Here is a 17,162-nt window from a genome sequence, read left to right on the forward strand (position 1 = left end):
ATTATCCGCATTGGCCGCTTTTTTCGCCACCGCCGCGTCGTAGTCGGCCTGGGCGGCGGCGACGCTGCTCGCCGCCTTGTCGACCAGTACCGTTAATTCGCTGCCGGATTCTACAAGCGCCTTGTGCTTAGCCACGGCGACCGCCTGGTCCACCAGTCTGTTGACCAGTACGGAACGGGCGGCGAGAACGGCATCGGCGGCTGTATCGACCTGCCCCATTTCCGTCGCCGCCGTGGCCGCCGCCGCGTCACGGGCGGCCTGGGCCGCAGCAACGGCGCGGGCGGCGTCACCGTCGCGATAGTCGTTGGCGGCCTCGCGGAACTGTTGCGCCGAACCAATACTCTGCGCCGCCTGCACAGAGGCCTTTTCCGAATTTGTGACCTTTTCCGACAGGGCCTTCAGGGTCTCGAAGGCGGAAGCGTCGACGGGCGCAGTCAGCTGATAGGCCGTCAACGCCTCGCTGGCGCTCTTCAGGTGGGTCTGGGTCAGGTTGGCCTTGGCGGTCGCCGTCTCGGCCTTAGCAACGACAACGGCCGGGTCGGTTGCGTTGATGGTTTCGTGGGCGGCGATAGACGATTCTTCAGCAGAGGTGATCGCCTGTTCCGCCGCCTCGAAAGTCTTCGAAACGGCGTTTTTGAAGGCCCCCGGCGTCGTATCCTGGCTCAACAGGCTTTTCAGCTCCGCCGTTGCACTTTTCACTTCATTGAAGATGATGCCGAGACTGGAATAGGTGAGCCCGGACGTGCCAGCGGCGAGTTTGCTGTTGATGTGGCCGCCCGTGGCCGACGCCGCCGTGGAAAGAGCGCTGTTGTAGCCCTCGGCCTTGGCCGCGGTAACGGAATCGGCGATAATCTGTGGCGCAGCGGCGATGGCCGCGTCGATGATGGTGCGGACATTGTTCGCCGCGTTGGTTAAATGGGCCCCCATGTCGAGAGCTGTGATCAGGTTCTCCGGAATGACCTCGCCGGTCGATGCGAGCAGGGCGGCGGCCTGATTGACCTTGGCCATGACCGAAGCGGCGGCGGAAATGGCGGCGGCGGCGTTGAGCGCGTTTAGAGGGGAAATGATGACGTTGGCGACGGCCGTGGCCTGGGTGATGGTCAGGCCCGTATCCGATGCGCCGAGACTGCTTGTTGCGGAGGCCTGAATGGCGGCGGATTGAGTGGCCGCCTCGGCTTCCGCCGCCGCTGCCACAGAACTCGCGACTGTAATGGTGGAGACCGTGTCGCTGAAGGCGCTGACGGCGAGCGACAGGCCCGGATTGACCTGTGCGACGATCTCTTGCCTGATATTCCCGATGAACTCCTCGGTGATGTGGGGCTCACGGAGCAGATGCTGGATGACCTTATGCGCTTCCATCTCCTGTTGAGCATGCCTGTACTGCTGCTCCACTCGCTTCTTGATGGCCTCGGACAGGTCCTGCATCATTTCGTTGAGTTGCTGGACCTCTTGGGGGAAGAGATCATCCTCCGTCGGGGTGGGCTCATTGTCCTCTGCCGGAGGTGACGGCAGGTTGGTGACCACATTGCCGTAGGTGTTGGCGATTTCCTCGGGGCTTCTGATCACCGGCGGCGGCGGCGCCTGATTTAAGCTGGTCATAGTCACAGTGGCGCCGGCCTGACTGATGACAACCGTGCCGGCGGCGTTGCTGATAACCGCCTCACCCACATGGCCGTCGGCATCGGCAAGCAGGGAGATGGAGTTTTCCGTCCCTTCGCCACCGACGGACCCAGCGATGGTGGTGCCGCGGATGCCGATGGTCGCCACCGGGGTTTCCAGGGTCATCGCGTCGGGCGAGGTCTTGGCGATCTGGCCGCTAATAAACGAGAAGGTCCCGGAGACCACGCCTAGGCCCATGGAACCTTTCTGCTCGGCCGGGTCGTAGATCATCTCGTCGAGGACCATTCGGCCGTCGCCGCCGAGGCTGAACATGGATTGGTCGGCGAATTCAATTTCGATGGCGCCGTCTTCGCCTGTAATCACCACATCGCCCTGATAAACCGACCCGCCCTCGGTCACGGTCTCCCGGACACCGTCGACGCGTACGATTTCAACGACGCCTGTAAGGGTGGTGATCTGACCGATGGGATCGGTCAAGCCTCCGTCTCCGGTCTGGGCGTACTGTCCTGGAGCGACGGGGCCGGCAAGGTGGCCAACTATCTTGCCGGAAAGGCTGAGGCCCCCCTCGCTGACCAGCGCGGGCGGATTGGCGAGGGTGAAATAACCGCGCACCAGCACTTGCTCGCCGTTCTCGCCGATGATCAGCAGGTCCGGACCTGAGCGGAAGAAGTCGGCATGCATGAGCCAACTCCCACCGTCAATCTTAACGGTGGGAGCCGCAGCTGCCGCGACAACCACCATGGGTGCTGTAGCGCTCCCAGAGTTTTCCGGGGGCGGAAATACGATCTCACGCACCACTGCCTATGACCTCTTTCACTTAGCTTTCGTTCTAAAAAGGCAGGAAAGCACGTGCTCTCAAGGACTTAATATCCCCATTTGGGGACCCACGGGTTCAGCTAATGCCAACGAAGAACCGCTTGGAAAACCGATGCAAAACAATCGAGATGAGCCCGAGCCCCGGTCAGAGACAGGCTCCGTGGCCCAAAGGTATTGATGAAGGTCTGTGCCGTATCTCGGCATCGCTGGGGCAGGACACGAACGCTTCATCCTTGAGGTCATTCCTAATCCCTCAAAGAAACACCCAAAGAGAAAAGTTTATTGTTACGTTACGCGAGATAGTTCTCAGCGCGTCGCTGACACGCGGACCACATCTGATAAGTACATTGGTGTCCCCAAATGGGGACTGCTAAGACGTCTTGCCGCTGCAAATAATCACATGTTCAGTGGGAAACGGGAGAATTCAAGTTTAGATAGTTATCTGAGGCATCAGCGTGAAAAGTGATTTTTGGGACTTAATATTGGAACTCTTCTATGATGAAGACAAAGAGGGGTTTACGCTAAATTACTTGGATAATTACATCTACAATCTGAATAACACTGAAATTAAGCCTTACTACTTTCTATTTGTAGTAAGCGGAGCGTTAATATTTGCGGCGAAAATGCTATTCTCAGCTATTGCATCTATTTATGGAGGCCTTTTTGGGAATATCGAAGTAAATGGTGATTATGTAGTGCAGAACAGCTACGTGCCATTGATTGGTATTGTGATCCTAATAGCATTTTCTTTGCATTTCTTGTTGGTAGTGTATCTCGCGCCTTTTGTCATTGTTAAGTGCAAGGGGCATATAGCGGTCCCAAAAGGAGAATTTGCCTTGTCCTCTCAAGTGTATGGATGGGGTATCTACAGTTTTCTCCTTTACCCAATTGCACTCATCCATGCTTTGATTTTGCCGCCCAAGGAAAAGAGTTTGAGGTGACCCCCAAATAGAGGTCCAGGTTTAATCAGGGATTTCGTCGCATTCTGAACCTTGGATATGGAGGTTCAACTTGGCGATCTTCTCGCTCAGGAGCTCGACCTTGCTGTCGATGGCGGGTGATGGTTCCTGTCGGTCAGCGCTGTCCATCTGATGCAGGTAGCACGCGATGCTCTCTTCGATTTGGCTCAGGCGGCGCTGAATCTTGGCGCGGGTGAAATTGTTGTCGCGGTTATTCACTGCCTTGAACTTGGAGCCATCGATGGCGACGCTGGCGTCCGCCAACAGACCTGCGCGACGGCACAGTTCAACGAACCCCGCGCAAACCCGTCGGATCGCCAGCCCGGATTATGGCTGGGCACAACCGTCCGCTCCGTCTGCATCGTCTGCGACGCCGCCGAATGGCAACGAAACCAATGTTCTCGGCGACGCCACCTTGCGGACGGTTAATGGTGTTGCGGACGATAGGGCGGACGCTGGATATGGCGAAACGGGCGCGACCGTCCGCGCCAACCTCATGAAACCGTACTACAGGGTGGTACATAGGTAGGGGGCTTTACAGACACAAGATGTCCCCAAATGGGGACTGCTAAGACGTCTTGCCGCTGCAAATAATCACATGTTCAGTGGGAAACGGGAGAATTCAAGTTTAGAGCTCTGGCATCAATGTTAGGCGAAGAACTCAAGCTTGAATGGGTCCGTGTTGACAGATGGTAAGGTTGGAGGACCCAGCGATGGGGCCCTCCGGGGTCGACAAGGTTCATCAGCCAATTCATTTTCCGCGATCTCATTAAATAAAAAACATTCCCCAAATGGGGATATCTGGCACTAGAGAGCATGTGATCCATTACTTTGGATGAATGCAAGATGGAAAGAGGAATGAGCGCTGACGTCGTGCGTTCATCTCCAAACGTAAGCGCGCCGCAAGACGCGGCACGGATGAAAACTGTTACTAGAAAGGGACCCACACACTATGGCTGATTATATGTTTCCAAAGGACCCGCCGCAGGCTCCTGGAGAATTCGTTGATGCTCTCATGACCGACGGTGGCGCCAGTTTTATGGACGCCATGGAGGACGGCATGCAGGCCTTCGCCAATGCCATGAGCGATGGCGGCGACATGGCCGCCGCCGGTGACGTCTTTATGTCCACCATGACCGATCATTGCGCCAACGCCGATATTCCCGGCATGAGCCCGGACATGTTCGAAGCCGCCGCTGACGCCTTCGCCGAAGTTGCCGGCCCGGCCCTGATGGGCATGCCCCAGGACGCCGGCCCCGCCGACATGGCCGCCTGTTTTCAGGACGCCGCCAACATGATGATGCCTCCGGCCATGGACGTGCCGCCGGAAATGGCCGACATGTTCGACATGATGGCCGACACCATGGACGACTGCGGCTGTGGTCCGCACGAGATGGGAGAGGCCTTTGGACCGCCCATGCCCGATGGCTTCGTCCCCGGTGATCCCGGCACCTATCCGGACGGTGACTTCATGCCGCCGCCGGGTGACGCACCAATGGACGGTGAGCCCGGTCCCATGGCTCCCCCTGATCCTGACGGCACCATGATGGGTGACGCGCCAATGGACGGTGAGCCCGGTCCCATGGCTCCCCCTGATCCTGACGGCACCATGATGGGTGACGGACATATGCCTGGCGGCCCTGCTCCGATCGACGCCGGCGCCATGGCTAGCGCGGCCGATGCCTTGGGCGGAGCCTTGGGCGGCGCGCCGCCGGCTGGTCCGCCCCCCACAGATCCCGGCGCGGCCGCGGATGCGGCCATTGGCGCGGCCATGGACGGTGCCATGGACCAGGGTGGACCGGCCCCCGGCAGCCCCCCCGACCCGGCCCCCGTGGCCGATACGGGCCTACCTGCGGATATGCCGGATGAGCCTGCCCCGGATGATGATCCGACCGCCGGCATGGCCTAAAATCCAGGCTTGAACATTGGGAACTCCTAGGAGTTCCCAATGTTTTTGCTATCAGCAGATCAGGCTATAATGACTTCCAGGGCTTTACGATCCTCAGCTACCGGCGTCGCCTTTATCGCCCGCCAATTCGGCGTCCGTATCAATGTCGACGCTATCGAAAACGCCATCAGCAGCGGCACCCTGTCGAACGCCAAGGAATTCGCCGATTACTTCTTCAAGCAGGACATTTTGGTCAGGCCGCGTAAGCTGAGCGTCAAGGAACTTGTCTCGAAGAGCTATATCTACCCCTGTGTCGCCATCATGAAGGACGGGCGGTCCTTCATCCTCGCCGGGGTCGACAGCCGGGAGGGGGCGGACAAGACCAAACTCATCGCCATCGACCCCATGAACCCGACGGCGCAGCCGAAGCGGATAGTCGCAGCCGAGTTTTCCCGGGACTGGGCCGGGCAAATCGTTCTGGTTTCCCGCAGTTCCGGCAACCCGTCCACGGACCGTGCCTTCGACTGGCAGTGGTTCCTGCCGGAACTGTACCGGTTCAAGGGGGTCATGGCCCTGACCTTCATCATTTCCCTGCTGTTGCATGCCCTAGGCATCGCCCCCATCATCTATATCCAGATATCCCTGGACAAGGTCCTCGGCTACGAGGCGACGGCGACGCTTTACGTCCTCACCGCTGCGGTGACCCTGGCGCTGATCTTCAACGGCCTGCTGACCTATGGCCGGGATTATGTCATCAACCATATCTGCACTACCATTGAGGCCCGCCTGACCGGCGACGTCTTCGACAAAATGCTCAACCTGCCGGCGCAGACCTTCCACACCACCAGCCCGGCGGAAATGGAAGGCAAGGTGCAGTCTGTGGTCGCTGTTCGTATGTTCCTGGCGCGGCAAGTGCTGACCAACCTCTATGATGCCACCGGCATCCTCGTCTTCGTACCCATCCTGTTCGGCTATAGCCCCATCCTAGCCCTCGTCGTTGTGCTGTTTTCCTTCATGCAGGGCTTTATCGACCTAGCGTCGAAAATCCGCCAGAGAAAGCTGCGCAGCGCCATCGGCGAGGCCAACATGTCCCGTATCCGGGCCCTCAGGGAAACCATCGGCGGCATCGACGCGGTGAAATCCCTTTCCCAGGAACCCATTCAGCGCCGTGAGTGGCGCTCCGCCGCCGCCGCCAGCATTCGCAGCAATACGGAAATGTCAAAGCTGACCAACCTGACCGGCAGCATTAACGCGACCCTGATGAGCCTGATGACCGTGGCGATTGTGTTCACCGGCATCAACCTCGTCTTTGCGGGCAGCCTTTCCGCCGGTGCCATCATTTCCTGCAACATGCTGGGGGCCAAGGTCGTCGCACCCATCAAGGGCCTAATCACCTTCTTCGCCGACACCCACATCATCGGCGGCGCCATGGCGCAAATCGGCTCCATCTGGAACGCCAACCCGGAACGCACCGGCAGTGGCAGCCAGCAGGTGATCCATGGCGGGTTCAAGATTCGCGACGTCACCGTGCGCTTCGATGATCACGCAGTCCTCGACAAAATCAACCTGGATATCCCGGCCCGTAGCAAGGTCGTCATCGTCGGGCCATCCGCCAGCGGTAAATCGACCTTGCTGCGCCTGCTGCAGGGATTGCTGAAACCCAGTGAGGGCATCATAGAGGTAGACGGCGCCAACCTGAGCAGTCTGGACCTCAGCTTCTATCGCAGCCAAGTGGCCCTGGTCGATCTTCAGCCGAGCTTCTTCGCCGGCCCCCTGGATGAGAACATCCGCCGTGTCCGCCCCAACATCAGCGCCAGGGAACTAGAAGAGGTGATTGAAGTTTCCGGGCTCGGTCTGTTGTCCGACAACCTCCCGGAGGGGCTCAGCACTCAAGTGGACCAGACCGCCAGCAATCTGTCCCAGGCCCACAAAATAATGGTCGCTCTGGCCCGCGCCATGGCCAGTTCACCGAACCTGTTGTTGCTAGATGAGACCTTCAACAGTCTGGACAAACGCGCCTTGGTGCATCTCAAGACCAACCTGAACAAGATCTCCAACGGACGCACCCTGATTTCTACCACCCACGACATGCGCTTCGTTCCTGATTATGATTGGATCATAGTCCTCGATCAGGGAAAGGTGGTCGGGCAGGGGAAACACCACGAACTTGTCTCCAACTGTGCTCTTTATTCGGACCTGTGGCGGTTGGAAAAACGGATCGACGGTTCCGACGCCAGGGCCGAGAGTTAGAACCATGGCCGGAGAGAAGTTCTACCCGAAAGGCGAATTCATCTTCCGAGAGGGAGAGAGCGCCGACTACGCCTATGTCCTCAACAGTGGCAGCGTCGAGATCATTAAGATCGGAATCGACGGAGACGTGGTACTCGCCGTTCTGGAAAACCCCAACACCCTGTTTGGGGAAATGGCGCTGATTGACGGCGAACCCAGAAGCGCCGGAGCCCGCGCCGGGGATGATAGCAAGATTACCGAAGTCACCCAGTCCGACTTCCTCGCCTACATCCAGCAAAATCCGACGGCGGCCATGAACATCATGAAGAACCTGTCGACGGAAATCCGCAAGGCCAATAAAGCGGCGTCTCTCGCCGGCAAGACCGAAGAAGGCGTTGGCGCCGGAACCGGCATCGCCATCGACGACAACCAACAGCCACAGGACGTCGATGATACGGACGCCATCTACGACACTCCCCCTTCCAGGCCGCTAATCTATACCGGCGCCACGTTGCTGCTGATGTTCCTAATGGCCTTTGGCTTTTCCTATCAGGCTGTAGTCGACACCACCGTTTCCGCACGGGGCAAGTTCACCACCAAAATGCCCAACGTGGAGGTTCAGTCCACTTCCAGCGCCGTCGTCCGAAGACTTCTGGTCAAGCGCGGTGACGTCATCGAAAAGGGGCAACTGGTGGTCCTGCTCGACAGCACGGCGGCCAAGGCCGACCTAAAGGGAAACACAGAGAGACTGTCCGCCGTCATGGGACGGCTGAAACGACTGAAACTGGAACAACTGTTGATCAAGAGCGGAGAGAAAATCCCCGTAGGGCACGGTCTGGGCTCTCTCAACCTGGACATCCTTACCAAGCGGCTAGAACAATACCGCTCGAAAATCAATTCATTCGCCTCCAAGATTCGCAAGATCAACAAGGAAATCTCGTCGGCGGAGACAGAGGTCTCCTCTGCCCAGGAAACGGTCAACATCACCCAAGAACAGTTTCGCCTGAAGGAACAGATCGAAGCCGCACGTAAGAAGCTTTATGACAGCAAACACGGATCCCTGTTGAATTACCTGCAAGCCCGTGATGCCACCCTGGCCTCGCGGCGCTCCCACTTCGACTCAATCAATGCTGTTGATGGCAAAATCGCCGCCCTGACGGCGAAGAAAGCCGATCGCGGCAGCCTGCTTGCCGACCGAAACGAGTTCGTCGCCAAATGGTCCAGCGGACTGAGCGAAAACCTGGCCGGCGAGGAAGAGGCCATGACTCAGCTCAAACAGCAGGGTCTAAAGTTGGACCAGAACGTCAAGAACGTCGAGGTCCGTTCCCCCGCCAAGGGGACCGTTCTCGATGTTCCGACGGTTTCCGAGGGCTCTATCGTCAAGGAAGGCGACCGTCTGGTGACCCTGGTTCTGGTCAACCAGCCCCTCACTTTGGAAGTCGACGTGGACCCGAAGAACATCAGCGACGTCAAGCTGAACATTCCCGTTTCGGTGAAGCTGGACGCCCTGCCTTTCCAGCAGTATGGCGACCTGAAAGGGAAACTGGTCTACATTTCCGAGGATACCTACACCGAGTCCTTGTCGGGCGACAAAGGGGCCTTCTACCGGGGGCTGGTAGACATTCCGACCCAGCAACTGGCCTCCCTTCCGCCGAAATTCAGCCTCACCCCCGGCATGTTGGCCAGCGCCGACATGAAGGTCGGGGAAAAGCGAATTATCACCTATCTGGCCAACCCCATTTTGAAGGGCTTTTCATCGGCCTTCAGCGAGCCCGATTGATCCTCCGAAAAAGCTTAGTATATACAGTTGGTTAATCAATTTTCCGCATATATAATGAGATATTGATTCGAACTCATTTCATGGTCCGCCGTTCGCCTTGGCAAAGGCTTCGGCGGAAATGTCAACGCCGGATCAATTTTCCTGACCTGCTCTTCGCCAAAGATCAGCCAACTGTGGACAATTGCTGCCGATGTTTGACCAGCCAGTCGGATACAACCTGAATGAGCCAATCAACGCAAAACGGCTTGCTTACATAATGATGTGGGCAGGGTGTCAGAATTGATGTCATCAAGGGGTCGTATTGCTCAGAGAAAGCCACTCGAAGCGTATCGGGATATCGAGCGGCAAAGTGCGCCAACAACTCCGCCCCATGCATGTCCGGCATTCGCATGTCCGAAAGCACTACGTCGACCTTTTGCGTTTGGGCAAGCTCCATAGCTTCGGCAACGTTATCCGCGAAATAGAAAACCCAGCCAACCTTGGCGCGCCGTAAATTCCGACGCAAGCCAGCGAGAAGCTCCTTATCGTCGTCAATGATGAGCACGTAGGTTTTAGGCATCAGTGGTAGTCGCATATCAGCTTTTGAACTCCTTATTTGTGTATCTGTGTCGTCCCTTTTTGGAGAATCTTGGCACTGCCTCATTGACTCGAGATTTTCATATCTATCGAGAATACGGCAATGCTCTAGCCGCATTCAAACTCCGTTCATAGTCAGATCAATAAACCCGATAAAACCGAATTAAGTCGTTCCTGACTAAAGGGCTTGTGAAGAATAGCGGCGGCGCCGAGGACCTCTGAGGTGCTTAACATGCAAGCGAGGTTATTAGTATGTGCCCCACCACCGGACATTGCGATCACGGGTGTGTCAGGAGCCTGTTTCTTGATCTTGATAATGAGCTCAAGGCCGTCCATCTCAGGCATAAAAACATCCGTTAAAATGATGTCCGGACGATTAAACTCTAGGCGTTTCAAGGCCTCATGTCCGTCCTTAGCACAAACTACCTTGTAACCTTTTCGCTGTAGATCGCGTTTTAGCGAATGGCGAACATTTGGGTCGTCGTCAACGACAAGAACCTTAGGCATCATTTCGTTTTTCATCTAATCATGCTCCCGAGCGCTCCTATACGGAACCCACTGGATCTCCGGGTGCGTAATGCTACGTACGCAGGATCCGCACTGGTTCTTCGAACTTTTCCATTTTCTCCATTGCCCGCAGTTTGTGGAGGTGTGCTGTTGTTATGGCGTTGTCTGCGCTGAGAATTAGACGACCGTTGATCATTTTGAGGTCTGTCAAAAGGATGTCACCAGGGCGTAATAGGCTCACAGGCAAGTTCATATCCTTCGCCAGGCACGCGTCTTGTGGTGAGACCTCCGAGATCAGAACCTCGCGAATGTTGTTAAGCAAGACGAGGTCGTACGCGGCCGCCGAAGATTTTAATAGCTCGAACGCGGTGGCAATGGATACAGTTGAGCGGGTATGCCGATCCAAATCAACTAGGATCCTCAATATCCGAGCCTCCAGAGGTAGTTCCGCGCCTACCGGGCCGTCTTCCGGAAATCCGGTCCCGTCAAACCCGCGTTTTTGGAGAGCCACAATCTCGGCGACTGGAGCAAGTCGAGGAATATTGCTGATCAAATCGCGGGCAATAGCAGGACTGGCATCCACAATCTCCTGTTCGATCGCCGACAGTTCCTCATCATTGGTAAGTTTATCCATGATAGCGGGTGGAATAGCTATATTGCCCAACTGCGCAAGCGTAGCCGCCATCTTCAGTTTCCAGCTCTGTCTAATTTCTAGTTTATTCGCAACGGTCTCTGCCCAGTTCCGAACCCGCTCCGTGTGCCCAAAGCTGATCGGATCGGAAATGGACAGGACGTCAACCAACACCTTGACGCTGCCAGCCAGGGTTTTCTCCAACAGCTCATGTTCGCTTTTTTCCAGTTCATACTGACGCAATGCGGCATCGATCCCATCGCCCAACTGTTGATGCTGACAAGGCTTAGAATAAAACCTAAATATGCTGCCCTGGTTTATCGCATCTATCGCGGTTTGCTGATCTGCATTGCCAGTGAGCATAATACGGATGGTGTTCGGCGACATCTCTCGCATAAGACGAAGTAACTCTAGGCCGTCTATTCCGGGCATTCTCATATCGACTACGGCCACAGCAATCACTTCACGGTTACTGAGAAACCTCAAAGCCTCCTCGCCGCCGGATGCGATCAGAAGATCGAATCGCTTTCTGAATTGTCGGCTCAAACCCTTCAACAAGACTGGATCATCGTCGACAAAAAGAACTTTTCCGCTCATTTTATCCTTCCCTAGGCTGAACGTTCGATGACGTTTTGTGCAAGTCTTATCCAAGTTCCTGCGCGGTCTCCAAATTGGGGCAAAGTCGCCTGTATTTCGCTTTCAGCCGCCAATAAATTGCTTCCCTCCTTAACGGTCCTCACCAATTGCTGCGCGGCGTGGACGCAAACCAATACATCAATATGGTCACCAACGAAGTCCTTCGGCTCATGATGGCAGGCGACCGCCCGGACAACTTTAGTTTGAAAACCCCAAAGGCCAAGCAGATAAGCACCGGCTTCCGGATGCGCGGCCCCAAACACCTGGCGCTCTGCATCAATGATGCTCATGTTTTCACAATCGATTAATCTTTCGACTTCTGCAAAAGATTGTGGACAAGCGGATTGAAACACAAGACTTCCGACATGTGCCAATACTCCCGCCGTCCCCGCGATATTGATATCCGAATTTGCAAGATTCTCGATCTCGGCGATCGCCCGAGCCAGACGGCTAATATCAATCGATCGTCTGGTCAATCGTTCGAATCTTGGGGTGTGAGATTTATCACCAGAAAACATGCGGTAAAACGATGCTGCCATAACGAGTGTTTTCAGTAAATTGGTTCCCAGTAGTGATGTCGCAGATTTCAAATTATCGACGTTTTGGGGCAAGCCGAAATATGCTGAATTCGTCAATTTCAGAGTTTGGGCGGTCAACGCGATGTCACCTGCCAGGATCTCCGCAATATCCGCCGTGTTGGCTTTGGCGTCGTCCAGGACTTGAATCAAACGGTTAACCCGATCGGGAATCGCAGGCAGATGTTCTATTCCGGCGAATAAAGCTTGCAGCTCCGAACTGCCCATGAGTTCGCCCAGTTCAACCCCTTCAAGAATGGTATCGACAAGTCTCTTGGCATTGATGGGTTTCGCCAGAAACTGGTGGGCGACGCCGACTGTTCTCATGATCGCCGCTTCGTCTGAAAAGCCCGACAGAATAATCCGAATGGTATTAGGGTGGTACTCTTGAACCCACTCAAGAAGCGTCGCACCATCCATTTCCGGCATTCTCATCTCGGAAATTACAATGTTGCAGGGCTTATCTGCGATAAGCTTGATCGCTTCCCTACCCGAGCTAGCGAAGACCAGTTGCCAATTGTTACGATACGATCGCAGCGCTCGTCGAACACCGGAAAGAATTCTCGGTTCGTCATCGACAAATAGGATCCGAGGCTTCATTCCATCATCTCAATCAGGCGATCCAACCGGTAATCGTATGATGAAAGTTGTGCCCTCGCCCTGAACCGTCTCAAACGTCAATAAGCCTCTATGTTTTTGCACAACAATGTCATAGGCGATCGCAAGGCCTTGTCCTGTTCCAACTCCCACCTCTTTGGTCGTAAAAAAAGGATTGAAAACTTGGTCCTGGACACCCTCGGGGATTCCCGTTCCTGTATCCTGAATACGCACTATGGCAAATTTGTCTTCGACCCCAGTTGAAACAGTGATTGTTCCGAGTCCGGAGCGGTCTTTGACCGAGCCAATAGCGTGCGCCGCATTGACCAAAACATTCAAAAAAACCTGGTTCATCTCGGCGATGTTACACATCACTGCTGGAAGGTTCTGATCAAAGTCCTTTCTAATTTCCGCAATATGTTTCCATTCATTGCGGGAAACAGCGATGGTGTTTTCTAGAGTAGTGTTGAGGTTGTGGAGGGTTGGGGTCTTTGTACCAGGATGAGAAAATTCCTTCATGGCAGACACTATTTCAACCACCTGCTGAATACCAGATAGGGTTTGATTGATTGCTTCGGGCACTTCTTCTTGTAGGTAGATATCGTCGATATCATGCCTGAAGCTGTCGATCTCAGAAGCCATTGCGGCCAGACCATCTTGATTGGAAACTTTCTGCTTCAACGATTCGTAAAGATGAATCAATGAGATTAAATCATGACTTGCATCTTTAACAAAACGGACATTGTCGCCGATATACTGAAGCGGCGTGTTTATTTCGTGGGCAATGCCTCCAGCCAATTGGCCTACAGCCTCAAGCTTTTGAGCTTGTCGCAGGCTCTGGGCCAATTTGTCTTTCTGAAACTGCGAATCCTTCAATTTCTTGGCCATAGTGTTATAAGTTCTTGCGATTTGCGAGATCTCATGCGGTCCCGAAGTATCGATCTCGTTGTCGAGGCTGCCTATATCTGACACGGCGGCTATTTGTTCCGCGACCCGGGTCAATGGACGCACGACAAGATTTATCGAGAGGGAGATAAGAATAATGAAAAAGACAAGTGCGGCCAGCAGCCCCAAAATTTCGATCCATCGAGCGTCACCCAAAATTTCGGATGCGGAATCAACGTGAGCCATACAAATGAGAATGGCCCCTGAGAAATCAAGTTGACGTTTTACTTGGACCCACTCTGACGAACCGGTGATGAAAGTCCTGTTCGGAGACAGCTCCATCGTAGGGTTCGAACTATAGACTACTTTGTTGTCCTTAGTTGTTGTGACGACATGGGATTCTTCCATGCCCGCAATTGCGAACAGGTCCTTAAAGGAGGTCGCCGGATATTGCACGATGATAGCGCCTTCTGGTTGCCCCCAGCGGATAATTGGACTGACGACCTTTAGGGCTGACGTTGACAGAATTACGGCCGACTTCATCGGGACTTCAAAACGCTGTTCGAGCGAATCCTCTTCGGAAGAGCTGGACAAGACAACATTGCCTTTGAAGTTAACGAGATAAATTTTAGCATCCCCGTGGACCGGCAGTTTCAAAGACCTGATAAAGGCCGGAAGGTAGCTTCCGCGGCCTGCAATGTCGACCAAACCGTTGATGATAAGGTCGTTTGTCGCCAAGGTATCTGCGAAATCAGAAATACCCTTGATCCGCCAATTCAAGATGTTGGCCTCAAAACGACTGTTCTCTTCAACCTGCGTGGCTAGCGAGCGCTTGGCCATTAAATCCATCAAATAATTTTCAGACAACGCGATAACAAGCAAAAATAAGCCGGCAATCGGAGTTACGACATTAAACGCGTAAGCTCGTAACGATAACGAAGAATTTCCCACATGATTTCCCCGTCAGTACGTTTATCGAATTGGCACAATGGTGCCATCTACGTCGAATCTGGAAATGTTAAAGTCATCCGAAGTTAAGGCATCGTGGTTATTGGATGTGAATGCAGGAGTGTAATCCCTTATCAAACCTCTGTGCGGCGGCAGGTTTTCGAGGGCAATTCGCACGGCGCGCGAATTTGTGCTCTGCGCTTGTTCTACCGCCACTGCTAGCAGATGGACCAAGTCGTATGCATGTGCGGTTCCGACGGGGGCAAATATGTCCAGTGCCGTCTGTGCGTCCGTATAACGCGCCAAATAAGCCTCGATTACGGGCTTCGCGCGCTCGGGAAAGGTTGGGTAGATGAAGGAAAAAGTCTGTAGCACTCTCAAATCGATATTGGATCTGACGTCGTGAATCGTTTCAAAGAATGAACCGCCAGCAATCCCCCAATGGGAGATGATGGGACGTCGATCTGGTTTTGGAAGCGAAGACATGGCATGAACCACCTTTGTGCCTTCGGGGGCATTGGCGACTAAGATGACCGCATCGATCTTCTGGTCAATTAAATCTCTTAATGTGCGGTGCATATTATGAGCACCCCAATGGAACCAAGAAACGCCCGCCGGCACCAAACCGGCCCTCCCGAGAGCCGCCCTCATGGCCTTCTCGTTGGATCGGCCCCACCCGGTATTCTCCAACAGCAACCCCAAACGTTTATGGCCTTCTTTCAGCGCCCGATTTACCAGGAATTCTCCTGCGTATTGGTCCCGCACGGACACCCGAAATACGAAATTCGGACTGAAGCCGTTATCAACAACTTGCGTTCCGGCCGCCCAGGGGACCAGGAAAATAAGTTCGTGCTTATGAACCAGCTTTAACTCATGCAACGCTACGGGCGTGTGCAGCCCCGCTAGCAAACCAATCAGATTTTTCGTCTTGGCAAATTTCTTGATGTTTTCGGCGCCTCTCTCTGGATTTCCGCGGTGGTCGAGTGTCAACAATTCCAACGGTCGACCAAGCACACCGCCTCGGGTATTGATCTCCGATATTGCGATTTCCGCACCGCGCTGGATTGCGAGCCCCGAACGTGCGGACCCTCCAGACATGTCAGCGTCGATTCCTATGACGAGCGGTGGTTCATTCGAAGCTGCAGCGGCGAGCGGTGCCAAAATCAAGGAAAACGCCAAAATACCAAGCGACAAATCAGATATGAAGCGGAGCAAGAGTGAGGTTCCTTTGTCTGAGAATAGGAGGAGAAACAGTACATCTCTGCTTACAACCACGGAGGACCGTTCCACTATCCCCAAATGGTAATAGGGTTTTCGAAGTTGTGGCAGTCTAGTAAGTGCTGCTGAATTCAACCTTACATTTGAAACCATCTTCTTCAAGATTAGCCGGAAGAACCAAACAATCTTTGGACACGGACTGCCCAATCATGGCGCCATATAACACATAGAGCGAAACTAAGTCGGCGTGAACGGGCAGCAGCCTTGTAACGCCATTTTGTCTATCATCGCCGCGGGAACGCGTCAAGTGGCCTTGACGGCATCCAAAAAATCTAACTTGCTGCGGTTTACGTTCTGCCAATCCAATGTGTCCTGAATTAGCATCATCAGGAATTCGGGTGACGCTGGTTTTGCGATATAGACGATTCCCCTATGCGTCAGGTTTTCTATCAAGGGTTGATCGCATCGACCTGAGAAAACGATGAAATCCATGCGGGGCCGGTGTTGCCGCGCCTGTTCGATAAGCTCATTGCCACTTACTATGGGCATCGCCATATCGGTCACCGCCACATCGAAAGGGGTGCATTTTATTTTCCTCGCGCCCGCCACTCCGCCGCAAACGAAACAGCAATCGTGCTTCTTACGCCAAGGTCGGAATGCACGTTCGAGGCCTGCAAGAACTTCTGGATCATCGTCTATGAACAACAGTTTAGCCAATTGTTCTGTCCTTTCTAATAATGCCTATCTGCTGGGTTTATGCGCCCAAGCTTATTCCTATTCTTCTCAGCCGCTCTCGGTAGATTCTGCGACGCACTCTTCGCGTAGTACTGGCCAAATCCGTATTGCCTTCCCGGCCAACAGTGTCTTCCAAAATGATCGCAGCACGGCGTAGTTTCTGGCCATGCTTCATCAACTCGGGTTCGATCATCTCGACGAGTGCAGAGATTTCAAATGGCTTCGCAAGGTACATATGCGAGCAATGTGTCATCGCATATGTGGAGAGATTGTCGAAGCGTCCTGACATGGCTACACGCATCGTACTTGGCGAGGCAATACTGCATTCCAAGAGGAGCGTTGCACCTGTCATTTCCTGCATCTCAATGTCGGTTAGCAACACGTCAAAATTATCCTCGGTGAGTTTCGCCATTGCATCGGTTCCGTTCGCAGCAAACTCCAGCTGCCATTTTGGCCGCGCCTTACTAAGACAACGCTTCAGCGCGTCGAGTAGATGTTCATCATCGTCAACAATTAGAATTTTAGCCATGACCTGTATGTCGCCTGCCAAACCGAGAAGGTG

At 54.4% G+C, this 17,162-nt stretch carries 15 protein-coding genes; 4 read left to right on the forward strand and 11 right to left on the reverse strand.

Translation table 11 applies throughout. The features are described 5' to 3' along the window. Positions 1 to 2,301: FecR domain-containing protein (locus tag HOL66_16410; protein MBT5245815.1), on the reverse strand; the 2,301-nt coding region annotated here is incomplete at its 3' end. Between the two features lie 590 nt (positions 2,302 to 2,891). On the opposite strand from HOL66_16410, the gene HOL66_16415 reads away from it, so the two are divergent. Beyond that, positions 2,892 to 3,377, forward strand: a complete 486-nt coding sequence (locus HOL66_16415; GenBank protein MBT5245816.1) for a hypothetical protein — start codon at positions 2,892 to 2,894, stop codon at positions 3,375 to 3,377. Positions 3,378 to 3,398: 21 nt separating this feature from the next. On the opposite strand, the gene HOL66_16420 is transcribed toward HOL66_16415, so the two are convergent. Beyond that, positions 3,399 to 3,659, reverse strand: coding sequence for a hypothetical protein (locus tag HOL66_16420; protein ID MBT5245817.1), 261 nt, complete (start codon positions 3,657 to 3,659; stop codon positions 3,399 to 3,401). Between the two features lie 22 nt (positions 3,660 to 3,681). Next, a complete protein-coding gene (locus HOL66_16425; protein MBT5245818.1) occupies positions 3,682 to 3,918 on the reverse strand; it encodes a hypothetical protein in 237 nt (78 codons plus the stop codon). Between the two features lie 429 nt (positions 3,919 to 4,347). Between HOL66_16425 and HOL66_16430 the strand changes: the two genes are divergently transcribed. From HOL66_16430 to HOL66_16440, 3 genes are read left to right on the forward strand one after another with little or no spacing between them, the layout of a single operon-like run. Continuing rightward, entirely contained in the window at positions 4,348 to 5,304 is a 957-nt protein-coding gene (locus tag HOL66_16430; protein ID MBT5245819.1) for a hypothetical protein, read from the forward strand. 39 nt (positions 5,305 to 5,343) lie between these two features. Beyond that, on the forward strand, positions 5,344 to 7,533 hold the full coding sequence (locus HOL66_16435) for a peptidase domain-containing ABC transporter (protein MBT5245820.1): 2,190 nt from the start codon (positions 5,344 to 5,346) through the stop codon (positions 7,531 to 7,533). Between the two features lie 4 nt (positions 7,534 to 7,537). Further along, on the forward strand, positions 7,538 to 9,292 hold the full coding sequence (locus tag HOL66_16440; GenBank protein ID MBT5245821.1) for an HlyD family type I secretion periplasmic adaptor subunit: 1,755 nt from the start codon (positions 7,538 to 7,540) through the stop codon (positions 9,290 to 9,292). Positions 9,293 to 9,455: 163 nt separating this feature from the next. Here the strand turns inward: HOL66_16440 and HOL66_16445 are convergent, their stop codons facing one another. The 8 genes from HOL66_16445 to HOL66_16480 all read right to left on the reverse strand — a co-directional run bounded on the left by HOL66_16445 (position 9,456) and on the right by HOL66_16480 (position 17,129). Next, a complete protein-coding gene (locus HOL66_16445) occupies positions 9,456 to 9,866 on the reverse strand; it encodes a response regulator (GenBank protein MBT5245822.1) in 411 nt (136 codons plus the stop codon). A 137-nt stretch (positions 9,867 to 10,003) separates the two neighbouring features. Continuing rightward, on the reverse strand, positions 10,004 to 10,390 hold the full coding sequence (locus HOL66_16450) for a response regulator (protein ID MBT5245823.1): 387 nt from the start codon (positions 10,388 to 10,390) through the stop codon (positions 10,004 to 10,006). A 58-nt stretch (positions 10,391 to 10,448) separates the two neighbouring features. Continuing rightward, entirely contained in the window at positions 10,449 to 11,603 is a 1,155-nt protein-coding gene (locus tag HOL66_16455) for a response regulator (protein ID MBT5245824.1), read from the reverse strand. A gap of 11 nt (positions 11,604 to 11,614) precedes the next feature. Beyond that, on the reverse strand, positions 11,615 to 12,817 hold the full coding sequence (locus HOL66_16460; GenBank protein ID MBT5245825.1) for an HDOD domain-containing protein: 1,203 nt from the start codon (positions 12,815 to 12,817) through the stop codon (positions 11,615 to 11,617). Positions 12,818 to 12,826: 9 nt separating this feature from the next. Continuing rightward, on the reverse strand, positions 12,827 to 14,650 hold the full coding sequence (locus tag HOL66_16465; GenBank protein ID MBT5245826.1) for a HAMP domain-containing protein: 1,824 nt from the start codon (positions 14,648 to 14,650) through the stop codon (positions 12,827 to 12,829). Positions 14,651 to 14,671: 21 nt separating this feature from the next. Continuing rightward, positions 14,672 to 15,862, reverse strand: a complete 1,191-nt coding sequence (locus tag HOL66_16470) for an ABC transporter substrate-binding protein (GenBank protein ID MBT5245827.1) — start codon at positions 15,860 to 15,862, stop codon at positions 14,672 to 14,674. Positions 15,863 to 16,168: 306 nt separating this feature from the next. Then, the gene (locus HOL66_16475; GenBank protein ID MBT5245828.1) at positions 16,169 to 16,582 is read right to left on the reverse strand and encodes a response regulator; all 414 of its coding nucleotides are present in this window, start codon (positions 16,580 to 16,582) and stop codon (positions 16,169 to 16,171) included. 37 nt (positions 16,583 to 16,619) lie between these two features. After that, positions 16,620 to 17,129, reverse strand: coding sequence for a response regulator (locus tag HOL66_16480; GenBank protein ID MBT5245829.1), 510 nt, complete (start codon positions 17,127 to 17,129; stop codon positions 16,620 to 16,622). Positions 17,130 to 17,162 lie beyond the last annotated feature (33 nt).

Source organism: Rhodospirillaceae bacterium (assembly GCA_018662005.1).
In the GTDB taxonomy this organism is placed as follows: Bacteria; Pseudomonadota; Alphaproteobacteria; order Rhodospirillales; family JABHCV01; genus JACNJU01.